Source organism: Nibricoccus aquaticus (assembly GCF_002310495.1).
Taxonomy (GTDB): domain Bacteria; phylum Verrucomicrobiota; class Verrucomicrobiia; order Opitutales; family Opitutaceae; genus Nibricoccus; species Nibricoccus aquaticus.
Window position 1 is genome coordinate 107,240 of sequence record NZ_CP023344.1, and the last position, 15,919, is coordinate 123,158.

The 15,919-nt window shown below is 63.3% G+C and carries 13 protein-coding genes; 8 read left to right on the forward strand and 5 right to left on the reverse strand.

The features are described 5' to 3' along the window. Positions 1-185 precede the first annotated feature (185 nt). The 3 genes from CMV30_RS00460 (at position 186) to CMV30_RS00470 (ending at position 4,342) form a co-directional block, all read left to right on the forward strand. Complete coding sequence (locus CMV30_RS00460; protein WP_175414684.1) at positions 186-3,005, forward strand: RCC1 domain-containing protein; 2,820 nt, start codon at positions 186-188, stop codon at positions 3,003-3,005. A 90-nt stretch (positions 3,006-3,095) separates the two neighbouring features. Beyond that, positions 3,096-4,097, forward strand: coding sequence for a CvfB family protein (locus CMV30_RS00465; RefSeq protein WP_096054204.1), 1,002 nt, complete (start codon positions 3,096-3,098; stop codon positions 4,095-4,097). Then, positions 4,094-4,342, forward strand: coding sequence for an RNA-binding S4 domain-containing protein (locus tag CMV30_RS00470; RefSeq protein ID WP_096054205.1), 249 nt, complete (start codon positions 4,094-4,096; stop codon positions 4,340-4,342). The genes CMV30_RS00465 and CMV30_RS00470 overlap by 4 nt, the downstream gene beginning before the upstream one ends. A gap of 53 nt (positions 4,343-4,395) precedes the next feature. On the opposite strand, the gene CMV30_RS00475 is transcribed toward CMV30_RS00470, so the two are convergent. Continuing rightward, on the reverse strand, positions 4,396-6,003 hold the full coding sequence (locus CMV30_RS00475) for a sigma-54-dependent transcriptional regulator (protein ID WP_096057532.1): 1,608 nt from the start codon (positions 6,001-6,003) through the stop codon (positions 4,396-4,398). A gap of 75 nt (positions 6,004-6,078) precedes the next feature. Between CMV30_RS00475 and CMV30_RS00480 the strand changes: the two genes are divergently transcribed. After that, the gene (locus CMV30_RS00480) at positions 6,079-6,810 is read left to right on the forward strand and encodes a site-2 protease family protein (RefSeq protein ID WP_096054206.1); all 732 of its coding nucleotides are present in this window, start codon (positions 6,079-6,081) and stop codon (positions 6,808-6,810) included. A 151-nt stretch (positions 6,811-6,961) separates the two neighbouring features. Here the strand turns inward: CMV30_RS00480 and tsaD are convergent, their stop codons facing one another. Both tsaD and CMV30_RS00490 read right to left on the reverse strand, forming a co-directional pair. Further along, entirely contained in the window at positions 6,962-7,996 is a 1,035-nt protein-coding gene (gene tsaD, locus CMV30_RS00485; protein ID WP_096054207.1) for a tRNA (adenosine(37)-N6)-threonylcarbamoyltransferase complex transferase subunit TsaD, read from the reverse strand. Between the two features lie 7 nt (positions 7,997-8,003). Next, positions 8,004-9,311: a S41 family peptidase gene (locus CMV30_RS00490; RefSeq protein WP_096054208.1), complete on the reverse strand. Its 1,308-nt coding sequence runs from the start codon at positions 9,309-9,311 to the stop codon at positions 8,004-8,006. A 132-nt stretch (positions 9,312-9,443) separates the two neighbouring features. Here CMV30_RS00490 and CMV30_RS00495 point away from each other — a divergent pair, with 132 nt between their 5' ends. From CMV30_RS00495 to CMV30_RS20580, 4 genes are all read left to right on the forward strand, one after another. Then, positions 9,444-10,511: an SAM-dependent methyltransferase gene (locus CMV30_RS00495; protein WP_096054209.1), complete on the forward strand. Its 1,068-nt coding sequence runs from the start codon at positions 9,444-9,446 to the stop codon at positions 10,509-10,511. Positions 10,512-10,601: 90 nt separating this feature from the next. After that, complete coding sequence (gene rpmB, locus CMV30_RS00500) at positions 10,602-10,832, forward strand: 50S ribosomal protein L28 (protein ID WP_096054210.1); 231 nt, start codon at positions 10,602-10,604, stop codon at positions 10,830-10,832. A 198-nt stretch (positions 10,833-11,030) separates the two neighbouring features. Further along, a complete protein-coding gene (locus CMV30_RS00505) occupies positions 11,031-11,534 on the forward strand; it encodes a (2Fe-2S)-binding protein (RefSeq protein ID WP_096054211.1) in 504 nt (167 codons plus the stop codon). After that, positions 11,531-13,816 carry a xanthine dehydrogenase family protein molybdopterin-binding subunit gene (locus tag CMV30_RS20580; protein ID WP_096054212.1) on the forward strand — a complete coding sequence of 762 codons (2,286 nt, stop codon included), beginning with the start codon at positions 11,531-11,533 and terminating at the stop codon, positions 13,814-13,816. Before CMV30_RS00505 ends, CMV30_RS20580 begins: the two co-directional genes overlap by 4 nt. A 184-nt stretch (positions 13,817-14,000) precedes the next feature. Here CMV30_RS20580 and CMV30_RS00515 read toward each other — a convergent pair whose 3' ends face one another. Continuing rightward, positions 14,001-14,654 (reverse strand): phosphoribosylanthranilate isomerase, encoded by a 654-nt coding sequence (locus tag CMV30_RS00515; RefSeq protein ID WP_096054213.1) that lies wholly within the window; start codon positions 14,652-14,654, stop codon positions 14,001-14,003. Between the two features lie 71 nt (positions 14,655-14,725). After that, positions 14,726-15,823 carry a DegT/DnrJ/EryC1/StrS family aminotransferase gene (locus tag CMV30_RS00520; protein ID WP_096054214.1) on the reverse strand — a complete coding sequence of 366 codons (1,098 nt, stop codon included), beginning with the start codon at positions 15,821-15,823 and terminating at the stop codon, positions 14,726-14,728. Positions 15,824-15,919 lie beyond the last annotated feature (96 nt).

The window sequence follows — 15,919 nt, forward strand, 5'->3', positions numbered from 1 at the left end:
CGCCCTCCAAAAGCAAAGCCCACGCGCCCCGCCCTTCCATGGTAGGGACAATGCTCCGCATTGTCCGCGCTCGCCCCCCACCGCCGCCCGCGTCCGCATCCCCCCGATGCGGACGCTCCGCTTTGCAAGGATCATGCAGCCGGACATTGACCCACTGCCACCTGCCCGATTTTTTTCGCGACTCCATGAAGCTTCAACTTGGCGGTTCCTTCCCCACCCCGCGCGTCCTCGCGCTCAGCGCTCTCACCACGCTCGCCGCATTCGTTTCCACGGCCGCGCCGGCACATGCTGCGAACAACGTCCTCTACGGCATGGGCAACCGCTCCAGTGCCACTCTTGGCGAGGGCTGGACCGGCTACGAACCCACCGCCATCGCCAACGAGAAATCCGCCACCTTCGTCGCCGCCGGCGACACCCACACCCTCTTCATCGCCCCCGACGGCTCCCTCTGGGGCATGGGCGACAACACCTACGGCCAGCTCGGCACCGGCGACACCGTCCACCGCCACAGGCCCGTCCAAATCTCTTCCATTGGAGTCACCGTCACGTCCGCCGCCGCCGGCAGTTCCCATTCCCTCTACGTTACGTCTGACGGCTCGCTCTACGGCATAGGTGGTTCCACAGGAGCCGTCATCGGCACGGGAGTCTCCACCCGCACTAGTCCTATCCTCATCGCCACCAACGTCGCATCCGTCACCGCCGGCACCTCTTTCAGCGCCTTCCTCAAAACCGACGGCACCCTCTGGGTCACGGGCAGCAATACCTACGGCCAGCTCGGCACCGGTAACACCTCCACTGTCAACATCCCCATCCAGATCGCCACCGACGTAGCCCAGGTTGACGCCGGCGACTACCACACCCTCTTCGTCAAAACCGACGGCACCCTCTGGGCCACGGGCAACAACGACGACGGCGAGCTCGGCAACGGCACGACCACCGATCTCCTCACTTTCACTCAAGTCGCAACCGGTATCTCCCGTTGCTCCGCCGGCGGTGGCTATTCACTTCTCCTCAAATCCGACGGCTCTGTGTGGGGTACAGGGTCCCACGCCACCGGCGTCCTCGGCAACGGCCAGTCCTCTGGATCGTCCACAACCCCCGTCCAAGTGGCCACCGGCGTCTCCCGCATCTCCGCCGGCAAGATGCACAGCCTCATCCTCAAAACCGACAACACTCTGTGGGTCACTGGCAACAACACCTACGGCCAGCTCGCCAAGGGCGATTTCGGCTTCCGTACCACCTTCACCCAGATCGCCACCAGCGTCTCCAGCTTCGCCGGCGGCGGACTTCACACCCTCTACACCACCACCGCCAACACACTCTACACCGCCGGCGACAACGCCTACGGCCAGCTCGGCACCGGCGCACTCGGCGCCTGCGCCTTTCCCATCGACCTCGCCACCGACGTCGCCTCCGCCAGCGCCGGCCTCCACCAAAGCCTCTTCGTCAAAACCGACAACACCCTCTGGGGCATGGGCTCCGCTTCAATCGGTATGTTGGGCGACAGCCTCTCGACGTCCTATCAAGCCACCGCGAAACAATCGAACACCGCCATCGCCGCCGCCTCCACCTCGCAGAATCATAGCCTCTTCCTGAAAACCGACGCCACTCTCTGGGGTGCCGGCTTCAACAGCAACGGACAGCTCGGTCGCGGCAATACGACAAGCAGCACCACACCCATCCTCATCTCCGCCGACGTCCAGTCCTTCGCCGCCGGCGCCGGCACCACCTACTTCGTCAAAACCGACAACACCCTCTGGGCCACCGGCGACAACTCCTCTGGCCAGCTCGGCGATACCACCACCACCGACCGCCTCAGTCCCGTCCAGATTGCCACCGGCGTCGCCTCCGTCACCACCACCGCCTTCGGCCGCCACGTCCTCTTTCTCAAGACCGATGGCTCCCTCTACGGCATGGGCCGCAACACCAACGGCCAGCTCGGCAATGGCAACAACACCAACCAATCCACCCCTATCCTTATCGCCACCAGCGTCGCCTCCGCTGCCGCCGGCGATTCTCACACGGTCTACCTAAAGTTCGACGGCACACTCTGGGCCACGGGATTCAATGGATACGGCCAGCTCGGCACCGGTAACACCACCAGCCGCAATACCGCTATCCAGACCGCCACCGGCGCTTCCAAAATCGCCGCTGACGGCAGTCACTCCCTCTTTGTCAAAACCGACGGCACGCTCTGGGCCATGGGTAAAAATTCCTTCGGCCAGCTCGGCGACGGCACCCGCACCGACCGCAGCACCCCCGTCCAGATCGCCACGGGCGTTATCTTCGTCGAGGCCGGTTACGAACACAGCTTCTTCATCAAATCCACCGACGATCACACCTTCGCCGCCCAGCCCCTCAGCCAGCCCGCAACGATGAATCAACTGATCAGCCTTACTACCATCAGCTCCGGCACCGGCTCGGAATCGATCAGATGGTATAGCGGCCTTCGCGGTGATACCACCCAACCCATTCTTCTTCTTCCGAGCGCAAATACTCCCGAGTTCACCTTCAATGCCAACGGCAGCAGCTACAGCTGGATGAAACGCGGCCCCGCCGCCGCCATCGGCGCCTCCGCCACCGCCCGCGTCACGCTCGTCGCCCCCACCAGCTTCGCCACCTTCATCGCCGCCCACACGTCTCTCGCTGGCGCCGACCTCACCTCCACCGCCGACCCCGACCGCGACGGCCTGTCCAACCTCCTCGAATACGCCTTCGGCACTTCCCCGATCCAGCCCCAACGCCACGCCGACCTCGCCTCGATGACCACCGGCAGCGGCACCCGCAAACTCTCCCTCGCCCACCGCCGCAGCAAAAACGCAGCCGTCACCTTCTCCTACGAAAGCTCCGCCGACCTGGTCAACTGGACCCCGGCCACCCCGCTCGTCATCGTCACCACAGCCGATGCCGACGGCGACAACCTCATCGAAGTCGCCACCGCCACGCTCAACGTCAACGGCTCCGAACCCCGCCAGTTCCTCCGCGTCAAAATCGACGCCCCCTGACGCCCCCCGACGGACCGGCACTTATCAAGTGCCGCCCCCGGTCATTGGTCATTGCGGCGCGCCCGCGCGCCGCCACGCTCATCCGCAAACATGGCCCAGATCGGCAGACTCGCATCCCTCACCGTTACTCGCATCGCCACGCCCGGCGTCTTCCTCGACGGCGGCCACCTCGGCGAGATCCTCATGCCCGGCCGCTACGTGCCCCAAGGCACGCTCCCCGGCGAAGCCTTCACCGTCTTCATCCATCTCGATTCCGAAGACCGCATCGTCGCCACCACCGAGACTCCCCACGCCCAAGTCGGTGAATTCGCCGCCCTCCGCGTCGTCAGCATCAACGCCCGCATCGGCGCTTTCCTCGACTGGGGCCTCACCAAAGATCTGCTCCTGCCGATGCGCGAACAGGCCCGCCGCGTAAACGTCGGCGAATGGATCGTCGCCCACGTCTTCCTCGACGAAAAATCCAATCGCGTCGTCGCCAGTACCCGCCTCAACCGCCACCTCAATCTCACCCCGCCGCGCTATCAAGAAGGCCAGCAGGTCGAGCTCCTCGTATACGACGAAACCGAACTCGGCTTTAAGTGCATCGTCGAAAACGCCCACAGCGGCCTCCTATATCACACCGACCTCGCCGCCCCGCTGCCCAACGGCCAGAAGCTCACCGGCTACATCCGCACCGTGCGCCCCGACGGCAAGATCGACCTCAGCCTCGACCGCGCCGGTTACCACCGCGTCCTCCCGCTCACCGATAAAATCCTCGCCGAACTCATCACCAAAGGCGGCCTGCTCCCCTTCGGCGATAAAACCGCCCCCGAGGAAATCCGCGAAGTCTTCGGCGTGAGCAAAAAAGTCTTCAAGCAGGCCATCGGCTCCCTCTTCCGCGACCGCCTCATCGTCATCGACGATCAGAGCATCCGCATCACCGATACAGGCACCACCGCCGCCATCGCGAACGCCAAGGCCGCTGCCGCCAGACCGGTCGCCCCCGCTCCCGCCAAACCCGTCATCGAAACCGCCACCGGCGAGCCCGCGCTCACGCGAAAAGCCATCATCCTCCCGCCGCAGACCAAAAAGAAAATCGCCGCCCCCAAATGAAGCCCGCCAGCAAGTCCTCCGCCTCTCCCGCTCCCCGCCCGGTGATCGTCCGCGCCGTCCCCATCGAGCTCGGCCAGCTCCTGAAATTCGCCGGCCTCGGCGGCTCCGGCGGCGAAATCAAAACCGCCATCAAAGACGGCGAAGTCCTCCTCAATGGCGCAGTCGAAACCCGCCGCGGCAAAAAACTCGCCGTCGGCGACAAAGTCTCCCTCGGCTCCGAAACCGTCATCGTCCAGCTCGCCTGATCCGCGTAGCCACGCTTGTTAAAGCGTGGCCGTCCGCAAATCCCTCCGCGTCCTCAGATCTTCAGCCCCAGCTCATCCACGCGCTTGCGCAAAGTTGCCCGGGTGATGCCCAGCTTCTCCGACGCGCGCACCATGTTGCCGCTCTCCGCCTTCAACACGCGCACGATCATCTCGCGCTCGAGGCGCCCCAAAATTGTCTCTGCATCGTCCGAGAGTTTCTCGTGCAGAAAATCCAGCGCACGCTCCACCGTCAGCGCAGGCTCAGCAGTCGCGATCGACTCCACCACTTGCCTCGCATGGGCGAGCGCCACCGTCTCCGCCGCCATCGTGCGCAGCGTATCAAACGGCGCTGAACTCACTTGCGACGACAACACCGCCGAGGGACTCGCCACCGGAAACGGAGCCGCTGTTCCCGCCTGCGAAGCCGCCGCCGCAGGACTCGCCGCCACCGCCGGTACCGAAGCGCCCACCGCATCGCGGATTTCCTGGGGCAGATCTTTCAACAAAATCGTGTCCCCCTGCGCGATCACCGCGCTGCGGTAGATCACATTTTCCAGCTCGCGCACGTTTCCCGGCCAGCGGTGCTTCGTGAGCACAGCCATCGCCTCGGGCGAGACCTTGCTGACACGCGCCTTCTTCTGCTTCGCCAGACTCTGCATGCAAAAATCGACGATCTGCGGGATGTCGTCATCGCGATCGCGCAGCGCCGGCATCCGGATGCGGACAACATTGAGCCGGTAATAAAGATCTTCGCGAAAGGTCTTCGCCTTCACCATTTCCTCGAGATCTTTATTCGTCGCCGCAAGGATGCGGACATCGACCTTGATCGTGTCCACGCCGCCCACGCGTTGAATCTCTCCTTGCTGCAACACGCGCAAAATCTTCGTCTGCGTCGCCAGCGCCATGTCGCCGATCTCATCGAGGAAGATCGTGCCGCCATCACACAGCTCGAACTTGCCGAGCCGCTGACCAGTCGCGCCGGTGAACGAACCTTTCTCATGACCGAAGAGTTCACTCTCGATCAAATTATCCGGGATCGCCGCACAGTTCACCGCGATGAACGGCTTCGCTGCGCGATGGCTGTGTTTCCAGATCGAGCGCGCCACGAGTTCTTTACCCGTGCCGCTTTCGCCCGTGACCATCACCGTCACATCGCTCGCCGTCACCTGGCCGATCACCTTGAAAACATCCTGCATCACCGGCGAACTGCCCACGATGCCTTCCTTATAGTCCTCGCTGTTGATCGTCGGCTTGTACTCGCCCACCGCACGCATGTCCGCGTGCGCCTTGAGCGCATTCTCCGCCAGCGTGAGCACCTTCTGCGGATCGAAGGGCTTCATGATGTAGTCAAAAGCCCCGTACTTCATCGCCTCGATCGCCGTCTGCGCCGTGCCGAACGCCGTCATCAACACGACTAGCTGTTTCGGATTCGACGAGCGGATATGCTGCAACGCCTCGATCCCGCTCATCCCGCTCATGCGGATGTCGAGAAACACCAGATCCGGCGGACTCTTCTTCACCGCCGCGATGCCCAGCTCTCCGCTCGCAGCTTCGAGCACTTGGTATTTGCGCGACGAGAGCACGCGCGAGAGCGAATAACGGATCTCCGAATCGTCATCGATGATGAGGATGGTCGGCGTTTTGGCGGAAGGTTCAGACATGTGGAACGAAAGGAATCGGATGCGGCTCAACCAGTCGGTTGGCCAAACTCACAAAACACATTTTGCTTAGGTCAAATGCCCGACTGGTCAATTAGCTTGTTCCGCATCGCCCGCATCCGGCTCGCCGTGCATGTCACGTTTTTCCTGCTGCTCGGCTACATCGCGTGGGAAGGCTGGCACGCCTCGCCCGAAGCCCGCTGGCTGGGCCTGACGTGGAGCGTAACTTACACACTGCTGGCCTTCGCCTGCGTCGTCTTGCACGAGCTCGGCCACGCCTTCGCAGCCCGCCGCTTCGGCATCAACGTCTCTCGCATCCTCCTTCTCCCCATCGGCGGCATGGCCGAGTTCGATCGCATCCCTCGCGAACCTCGCCAGGAAATCATCATCGCCCTCGCCGGCCCGGCTGTGAATTTCCTCCTCATTAACCTCCTGCTCCTCCTCGTCACCCTGCCCGCGACGATGGATGAATTCCTCTCATTCGACCTCACCTTCGAGAGCCTCGCCCGCCACCTCCTCTTCATGAATGCCGCCATGGGCTGCTTCAACCTCGTCCCCGTTTTCCCCATGGATGGCGGCCGCGTCCTCCGCGCCCTGCTCGCGAAACGTTTCCCCTACCCGCTCGCCACCTTCTGGGCCGCGACTGTGGGAAAACTCTTCGCCCTCGCCGCCATCGGCTTCGCCCTGACCACCATGATCATCACCCGCAACTGGGTGCAGGGCACCCTCCTCGCCACTCTCTTCGCCTTCATCTTCTGGGCCGGAGAAAACGAATACCGCCACGTCAAAGCCGAGGAGCGCTTTAACTAGAGCCGCTCCAATAAAGTGATGGCCGCATTTTGGAGCGACGATACTTCGTGTCGTCCCTCGGTCGGCACGAAGCCCGGCGCTCCATCCGAGCATCCATTACTTTCCGAAAAGCGGAGACCACCACAGAACGCGCCGCTCCAATAAAAGCACCTCACCCCGCCAGCTCCAGACTCGGCTCAATCCGCAACTCCCCCAGCGCCGCCGTCCTCACCGACGGGTCAACCCACGCCGCAAACGCGATCATCCCCGCGTTGTCCCCCGTGTGCTTCGGCTGCGCGGCGAGCAATGGCAGGCGGTGCCTCTTCGCCACCGCTTCCAGCGTCGCGCGCAATGTCCGGTTGTTCGCCACCCCGCCCGAAAGCCCCACGCTCGCGTATCCGCTTTGGTCCAACGCCAGCCCTGTCTTCCGCGCCAGCGCATCGATCACCGCCTGCTGATAACTCGCACAAAGATCCGGCGTCCGCGCCGCCACCTCCGCCTCCGTCATCTTCTCCAGCTGATAACGCAGACTCGTCTTCAGCCCTGAGAAGCTGAAATCCAAATCGCTCCGCGGACCGATCCCGCGCGGAAAATCAAACGCGTCCGCCTTCCCCTGCGCCGCCAGCTTCTCGATCAACGGCCCACCCGGATACCCGAGCCCAAGCAACTTCGCGCCTTTGTCCAACGCCTCGCCCGCCGCATCGTCCCGCGTTGAAGAAATCACCGTGATCTTCCTCCGCTCATCGAGGCGAAACAACAGCGTGTTCCCGCCCGACACGATCAGCCCGAGATGCGGCAGCAGCTTCGCAAAACTCTCCGCAAACTCCGCCGGATTTTTTTCATGCAACGCGATGAACGGCGAAAACGCATGCCCCCGCAGATGATTCACCCCGCTCAATGGCACACCCAGCCCTAGGGAAAAGGCCTTCGCCCCCGCCGTACCGATCGCAAGACACCCCGCCAGCCCCGGCCCATGCGTCACCGCCACCCGCGTGATCGCGCGAAAATCCTCCGTCACTCCGCGTGCCCGCTCGAGCAATGGCGCCACCGTCCGCAGATGTTCGCGCGTCGCCAGATCGGGCACTACGCCGCCGTAACGCTCGTGCATCGCCATCTGGCTGTGAATCCACTCGCCGATCAACCCGCGCGCCGGATCGAAAACCGCCACCGCGGTTTCATCGCACGAAGTTTCCAACGCCAGGATCATGCGCGTCTCACTTCGCTTTGCCCGCGCCAGCGTTCGCTGGCGGCATCGTCGCGCCGCGCGTTCCCAGCACCGTCACGCCGCGCAGCACATCCACCGCCGCTTGCAGCTGCCGGTCCGTCACCGGCTCCATGCCGAAGCGTTCTTTGAACTGCGCCGGATCGTTCATGTCCGGCCGGTCGCGTTGCAGCCGCACGTTCTCGTCCTCCTCGGGCGACATCACCACCTCGACCTGCGGCTCGATCCCCTTCTCGTGAATCGTCACGCCACTCGGCGTGTAGTACCGCGCCGTCGTCAGCCGCATGCCTTCGCCATTCTTCAATTTGAAAATCGACTGGACCGAGCCTTTGCCAAACGACCGCTCGCCCACGATCACCGCTTTGCCCGTGTCCTTGAGCGCACCCGCCACGATCTCCGCCGCGCTCGCGCTGCCCGAATTGATCAGCACCGCGATCGGCACATTGATCGGCGGCTCCGACGCTTCCGCCCGGTACTCGTCACGCGACTTCGCCCCGCGCCCCTGCGTGTACACGATCAGATCGCCCTTCTTGAAAAACGGCTCCGCCACTTCCACCGCCGCATCGAGCAGCCCGCCCGGATTGTTGCGTAGATCGATCACCAGACTGCTCACGCCCTGCTCCGAAAATTTATTGAGCACGTTGATAAACTCTTCCGCCGTCCGCTCTGTGAATTGCGTGATCTGCACATAGCCCACGCCGCCCGCCAGCACCTGCGCATCCCGCACGCTCTCCGTCTTGATCAACTCGCGCACGAGCGTCACCTCGTATTCACGTTTCTCCGTCGGCCGGAGCAGGCCAACCGTCACGCGAGACTTCGGTTTTCCCCGCAGCTTCTCGACCACTTTGTCCATCGTCGGATCTTCCAGCGCCGCCCCGTCGATCCGCACGATCTCATCGCCCCGCCGGATGCCCGCACGATCGCTCGGCGTACCCGCGATGGGCGCGACAATCACCACCCGGCTCTTGCGCAATTCCACCTGCACACCGATGCCGCCAAACTGGCTGCTCATGTCTTCCTCGAGCTGCTGATACGCCCGCGACTCCATGAACTCCGAATGCGGATCGAGCGTCTCCACCACGCCATGCAGCGCCGCCTTCGTCAGCTCCGGTAGCGCCGCCTTCTTCTCGTCCACGTAATTGTCGTTCACCAGCTCCAGCACATCGCGCAGATAGCTCGTGGATTTCTCGAGTTCACGATTGGGAAAAAGCCCCCACGCAAACGCCAGCCGCGCCGCGCCCAAGGCCAGGCTCAAACCCAGCACGACTCCGCAGGCGATGGTGACGATGCGTTTCAACATAGAGTGAAGGTCAAAACTGTGGGGATCGTCCGCCGTTTGTAAATCGGTTCGTTCGCCCCGCGCCCTGAAACCGTGTGAAAGATTGCCGAAACCCCGCCGCCCCTCCCAACTCACCGCCCCGCCCCACCCGCGATGTCCGCCGCCAACGTTCCCACGCCTCCGCCTTCCCCCGCTTTCCTCGACGTCTTCCGCCAGCGCGCCGCGTCGTCAGGCGGCGTGCTCACGTTCGCCGACTTCATGTCCCTCGCGCTCTACCATCCGCAACTCGGATACTACCGCCGCGACCGCCCCCGCGTCGGCCGCTCCGCCTCCACCGACTTCTACACCGCCACGTCCTCCGGCCCCCTATTCGGCGAACTCATCGTCGCCGCCTGCGTGAAACTCCTCGGCCCCCAAGCCGACCCGCGCCGCCACACCTTCGTCGAAATCGGCGCCGAACCCGGCTGCGGCATCCTCAGCGACGTCGCCCACCCCTTCGCCGCCACGCACACGCTACGCGTCGGCGAACCACTCGATCTCCAACAATTCACCAACTCCACCCACTCGGCCACGCCCTCCGGTCCATCCCCCCTCATCGTCTTCTCCAACGAACTCTTCGACGCCCAACCTTTCCGCCGCTTCGTCACCCGCTCCGGTCAATGGCGCGAACTCGGCGTCACCGTCAACTCCGACAACCAACTCCACGAAACCGAACTCCCCACCCCCTTTTCACCCTTCACCTTTCACTCTTCCAACCTTCCCCCCGCCTCCGCCTACCCCGACGGCTACCACCTCGACCTCCCGCTCGCATCCGTCTCTCTCGCCGCCGAACTCGCCGCCCAGCCTTGGTCCGGCCTCTTCATCGCCTGCGACTACGGCAAATCCTGGCGCGAACTCACCGAAGCCACACCCCAAGGCACCGCCCGCGCCTATCACCAGCACCAGCAATCCAACGACCTCCTCGCCCGCCCCGGCGAACAAGACCTAACGTGTCACGTCTGCTGGGACTGGCTCGCCGACGCCCTCGCCCACCACGGTTTCGCCGCACCCACCGTCGAGTCCCAAGAGTCCTTCCTGATCCACCACGCCGGCGACTTCATCGCCCAGCTCACCGCCGCCGAAGCCCCCCGCCTGAGTCCGCGCAAACTCTCCCTCATGCAGCTCCTTCATCCCGCCAACATGGGCCAAAAATTCCAAGTCCTCCACGCCCTGCGCCCGTGATCGCACAACTCCGTCATTCCCCCAAGTTTCCCCTTGCTTCACGTTTCCACGAACCTTTACCTCTGACCCTTTAACCTACTCGAAACCACCATGGCCAGAATCTGTGCAATCACCGGTCGCCGTCCCGTCAAGGGCAGCATCATCAATCGTAAGGGTCAGTCCAAGAAGAGCGGCGGCATCGGCACGCACGTGACGAGCATCACGAAGCGTAAGTTCCGCCCCAACCTTCAGAAGATCCGCATCCGCACCGCCAACGGCGGCACCAAGCGCGTCCTCGTCTCGGTCAAAGCCATCAAGGCCGGCCTCGTCGAGAAGGTCTAAAACCCTCCGCGAACTTCACATTCCCAAAACCCGCCGCTCAAAAAGCTGCGGGTTTTTTCATGCCCATACGTTGCCCCTTCTAGAACCACGCAAATCTTACGCTCCCGCCCGCATCCACCTCGCGTCAGTCCGCGTCTTGGCCTTTCGAACAACAACGTTCCCGCGCCGCCTCCGCCTCTTTCTCCCTTTTCGCCCAACATGAAGTTCTCCCTCACCGTCAACGGCCAGTCCCGCTCCGTGGACGCCGACCCCGAGACTCCCCTGCTCTGGATTCTCCGCGACCACCTCGACCTCGTCGGTACCAAGTACGGTTGCGGCATCGGCCAGTGCGGTGCCTGCACCGTTCACATCGACGGCGAAGCCGCCCGCGCCTGCTCGCTCCCCCTCTCCACCCTCGGCGACAAAAAGGTCGTCACCATCGAAGGCCTCTCCACCGACGCCTCGCACCCGCTTCAAAAATCCTGGTGCTCACTCGACGTCCCCCAATGCGGCTACTGCCAGGCCGGCCAGATCATGTCCGCTGCCGCTCTCCTCGCGAAAAACCCGCACCCGACCGACACCGACATCGACGAATCCATGGCGGGCAACCTCTGCCGCTGCGCCACCTACACACGCATCCGAGCCGGCATCCACGAAGCCGCCCGCCTCGCCTCCGACGCAAAAAATTCGCCCAAAGCTCAACTCCAGGAGGCCGCCAAATGAGCACCCGTCTCCCCGACTTCATTGAAGCCGCTCTGGCTCCGACGCCATCCTCCGCCACCCCACCCGGCCTCGACCGCCGCAGCTTCCTTAAACTCAGCGCCCTCGCCGGCGGCGGTTTCACCCTCGGCCTCTACTTAAAATCCTCCCCCGCCGGCTTTGCCGCCGAAACCGCCGCCTCGGCCACGACCGACGCCACCGCTGACTTTCTCCCCAACGCCTTCATCCGCATCACCCGACAAGGCGTCATCACGATCATCGCGAAAAACCCCGAGATCGGTCAGGGCATCAAAACCTCCCTGCCCATGATCATCGCCGAGGAACTCGAAGCGCCGTGGGAATCCGTCATCATCGAACAAGCCGGCCTCGATCCACGCCTCGGCGGACAATTCGCCGGCGGCTCCACCGCCATCCCGGTCAATTACGATCAATGCCGCCGCCTCGGCGCCGCCGCCCGCCTCATCCTCATCGAGGCCGCCGCCCACACCTGGACCGTCCCCGCCTCCGAGTGCTTCGCCGAAGCCGCCGCCGTCATCCACCGCCCCACCAGCCGCAAACTCACCTACGGCGAACTCGTCGCCATAGCCGCCACACTCCCCGCGCCCGACCTTAAGACTGTCGCGCTCAAAGATCCGAAAGACTTCAAGCTCCTCGGCCGCCGTATCGGCGGCGTGGATAACCCCAAACTCGTGACCGGCCAGCCGCTCTTCGGCATCGACCAAAAACTCCCCGGCCTGCTCCACGCCGTTTACGTTCGCTCCCCCGGCTTCGGCGGCAAAGTCGCCAGCGCCAATCTCGACGATCTCAAAAAACTCCCCGGCGTACGCGACGCCTTCATCCTCGAAGGCACCGCCGATCTCTTCGCCCTCGTCCCCGGCGTCGCCATCATCGCCGACACCACCTGGCAGGCCTTCAAAGCCCGCGACCAGCTCCACGTCACCTGGGACGAGCCGTCCCGCGCCGATTTCTCCACCGCCGCCTTCGCCGAAAAAGCCGCCGCTCTCGCCAAAACAGCTCCGCAAAAAGAACTCCGCGCCACCGGCAACGTGGACGATGCCCTCGCCTCCTCCGCCAAAACCATCGAGGCCGCCTACCACTATCCCTACCTCGCCCACGCCAACCTCGAACCGCAAAACTGCACCGCCCTCTTCAAAGACGACCGCATGGAAATCTGGGCGCCGACTCAAAGTCCCGCCCCCGGCCAGGATATGGTCGCCAAGGCTCTCGATCTCCCGAAAGACAAAATCACTGTCCACCTTACCCGCATCGGCGGCGGCTTCGGCCGGCGCCTCATGAATGACTACATGGTCGAGACCGCCGCCATCGCCCACCGCGTGCCCGGCAAACCGATACAAGTCACCTGGACGCGTGCCCAGGACATGCAGCACGACTACTATCGCGCCGCCGGCTGGCACTTCCTCAAAGGCGGCGTCGATGCCGCTGGCAAACTCGCCGCGTGGCATGACCACTTCGTCACCCTTGGTACGAACTCCACCGAGAAAGCCGGCAACGGCGCCGACGTCAGCGGCGACGAATTCCCCAGCCGCTTCACGCCCCACTTCCGCCTCACTCAATCCATCATCTCCAGCAACGTCCCCACCGGCTACTGGCGCGCCCCCGGCAGCTGCGCCTACGCCTGGGTCTTCCAAAGCTTCATCGACGAACTCGCCCACACCGCCGGCCGCGATCAAGTCGAGTTCCGCCTCGAACTCCTCGGTGAAGACCGTGAAGTCCCCGTCTCTCAAGGCAACCGCGGCCGCCCGTATCACGCCGGACGCATGAAACACGTCGTCCGCCTCGCCGCCGAAAAAGCCGGCTGGAAATCCAAACAACTCCCCCGCGGCCAAGGCCAGGGCATCGCGTTTCACTTCAGCCACGCTGGCTACGTCGCCATCGTCGCCGATGTCACCGTCGCTCAGGACGGCACACTCAAAGTCGACAAACTCACCGCCGCCGTCGACGTCGGCCCCATCATCAATCTCAGCGGCGGCGAAAACCAGGTACAGGGCTCGATGATCGACGGCCTCAGCGCTGCTTGGTTTCAAGAGATCACTCTCGAAAACGGCCGCGTCCAGCAGACCAACTTCTCCGACTACACGCTCCTGCGCATGCCCGACGCCCCGAAGCTCGAAGTTCATTTCGCCAAGACCGATTTCCCGCCCACCGGTCTCGGAGAACCCGCGCTCCCACCCGTCGCCCCCGCCGTCTGCAACGCCATCTTCGCAGCCACCGGCAAACGCATCCGCACCCTGCCGATCGACAAAGAAGACCTCAGCTGGTCGTAAGCTCATTCAGACAGATCCAGTTCATCGCTCACGCAAAGCCGCCAAGACGCAAAGGCGGCAAATCCTGAAGAGGTATTTCGCTCGTACTCTTTGCGTCTTCGCGGCTTTGCGTGACCCAATTTTCCGATAAAACGTCTTAGATAGACGCCGAACGAGCCCACGCCTTATCCGCCCACGCCTCGCCTCATCCCGTAGCCGCTTTCACCGCCTCGAAAAACGCCGCCATCTTCGCGTGATCCTTCACGCCCGGCGACGCCTCGATCCCGCTGTTCACGTCCACGAAAACCGCGCCGCTCGTCTTGATCGCCTCGGCGATATTTTCCGGCTTCAGCCCGCCAGCGAGCACCCACGTCACTTTCGTGAAGCGCTCCTTGAGCCGCGCAAACTCAGTCCAGTTCCCCGTCATGCCCGAGCCGCCGTACCCACCATCATGGTACGTGTCCACGAGCACATGATCGGCCAGCGGGAAAAACGCAGGGTCCATCTCCTTGCCCGGCGGCACGCGCGGCGCCAGCCAGAGTTGGTTCGGCGGAATGATCTCCGTCCACATCGCCACCTCGAAAAACGGCGTGTCGTTCGGGAAATGCAGCTGCACGAAGTCAAAGCCCGCATCCTTGTACTTCTCCAGATCGCCCATGTCCGTGTACACCACGACCGCCACCTTCTTCGGCCCCGCCGGAAGCGACGCCCGCAGCTCCTGGAATTTCTCCATAGAGACGTAGCGCGGAGACTTCGGGTAAAAGATAAATCCGAGATAGTCCGCCCCTGCAGCCGCAGCCGCCTCGGCATCCACCAGTGAGGTGATGCCACAGACTTTGATCCGGATTCCGTTGATCATGCGAATTTACAGAAAGCTCTAAACGGCACGCCGACCAGCTTTCGTTAGATAAATTTCCCTAAATCCGCCCGTTAGAACGTATTGACCGTTCGGATGACATGCCCGACTTGCTCATCCGTCAGCTCCGGAAAGATCGGCAGGCTCACGCACGTCGCGCAGATCTTCTCCGACACCGGCATCGAGCCCGCCTGATAGCCGAGCCCCGCGTAACACGCCTGCTGATGCAGCGGCACCGGATAAATCAGATCCGTCCCGATCTCCGCCTTCGCCAGATGCTCGCGCACCGCATCGCGCCGCGGATGCCGGATCGTAAACTGGTGAAACACACTCGCGCCATAACTCACATCCGTGAGCGGCAAAATCGCATCCGCCAGTTTGATCTCTGTCGCATAACGCTTCGCGATCGCCTGCCGCCGCGCCGTCCAGCCAGCCAGATGTGGCAGTTTCACATTGAGAAGTGCTCCCTGAAACCCATCCATGCGGAAATTTCCGCCCACGATGTCGTGATAGTAGCGCCGGTCCGAGCCATGCACCCGGATATGCCGCGCCTTCGTGAAAAGCGCGTCGTTCTTTGAAACCAGCGCCCCGCCCTCGCCGCAGCCGCCGAGGTTCTTCGTCGGATAAAAGCTAAACGTGCCCACATCCCCGATACTACCGACCGGCGTGCCCTTGTACTTCGCTCCGATCGCCTGCGCGCAATCCTCGATCACGAACAGCCCATGATTCTTCGCGATCGCCATGATCTCGTCCATCCGCGCCGGCTGGCCGAACAGGTGAACCACCACGATACCCTTCGTCTTCGGCGTGATCGCCGCCTCGAGCTTCACCGGATCGAGATTAAACGTGTCCGCCTCCACATCGACGAACACCGGCGTCGCCCCGACATAGCTGATGCCCCACGCCGACGAGATAAACGTAAACGGCGGCACGATCACTTCATCCCCCGGCCCGAAACCCGCCAGCATCGCTCCGATGTGCAGCGGCGCCGTCCCGCTGCTCAGAGCGAGGGCCTTCGGATAGCCAAGCGTCGTGGCGAAAGCCTTCTCAAAATCCTCCACATCCTTCCCGAGACAAAACCGAGTGGCGTCATACGTCGCCGTAAGCGCCGCAAGCGCCTGCTCGCGAATCGCCTTATGCTGAAGAGCCAAATCGAGGAAGGGGACTTTCATGGAAGCTATCGGCTATAACGATCCCCGCTCTCCGCGCATAGCGAAAAACTCCATCTCGTTCACTCAAGACACTCGACCTGTACGCCCTGCGCCCAT

Excerpts from the sequence above, each read along its gene's own strand:
- CMV30_RS00470 (WP_096054205.1), top strand. The coding sequence starts at position 4,094 with ATGAAGCCCGCCAGCAAGTCCTCCGCCTCTCCCGCTCCCCGCCCGGTG.
- CMV30_RS00490 (WP_096054208.1), bottom strand. The coding sequence starts at position 9,311 with ATGTTGAAACGCATCGTCACCATCGCCTGCGGAGTCGTGCTGGGTTTG.
- CMV30_RS00475 (WP_096057532.1), bottom strand. The coding sequence starts at position 6,003 with ATGTCTGAACCTTCCGCCAAAACGCCGACCATCCTCATCATCGATGAC.
- CMV30_RS00520 (WP_096054214.1), bottom strand. The coding sequence starts at position 15,823 with ATGAAAGTCCCCTTCCTCGATTTGGCTCTTCAGCATAAGGCGATTCGC.
- CMV30_RS00515 (WP_096054213.1), bottom strand. The coding sequence starts at position 14,654 with ATGATCAACGGAATCCGGATCAAAGTCTGTGGCATCACCTCACTGGTG.
- CMV30_RS00505 (WP_096054211.1), top strand. The coding sequence starts at position 11,031 with ATGAAGTTCTCCCTCACCGTCAACGGCCAGTCCCGCTCCGTGGACGCC.
- CMV30_RS00460 (WP_175414684.1), top strand. The coding sequence starts at position 186 with ATGAAGCTTCAACTTGGCGGTTCCTTCCCCACCCCGCGCGTCCTCGCG.
- CMV30_RS20580 (WP_096054212.1), top strand. The coding sequence starts at position 11,531 with ATGAGCACCCGTCTCCCCGACTTCATTGAAGCCGCTCTGGCTCCGACG.
- CMV30_RS00480 (WP_096054206.1), top strand. The coding sequence starts at position 6,079 with ATGCCCGACTGGTCAATTAGCTTGTTCCGCATCGCCCGCATCCGGCTC.
- tsaD (WP_096054207.1), bottom strand. The coding sequence starts at position 7,996 with ATGATCCTGGCGTTGGAAACTTCGTGCGATGAAACCGCGGTGGCGGTT.
- rpmB (WP_096054210.1), top strand. The coding sequence starts at position 10,602 with ATGGCCAGAATCTGTGCAATCACCGGTCGCCGTCCCGTCAAGGGCAGC.
- CMV30_RS00465 (WP_096054204.1), top strand. The coding sequence starts at position 3,096 with ATGGCCCAGATCGGCAGACTCGCATCCCTCACCGTTACTCGCATCGCC.
- CMV30_RS00495 (WP_096054209.1), top strand. The coding sequence starts at position 9,444 with ATGTCCGCCGCCAACGTTCCCACGCCTCCGCCTTCCCCCGCTTTCCTC.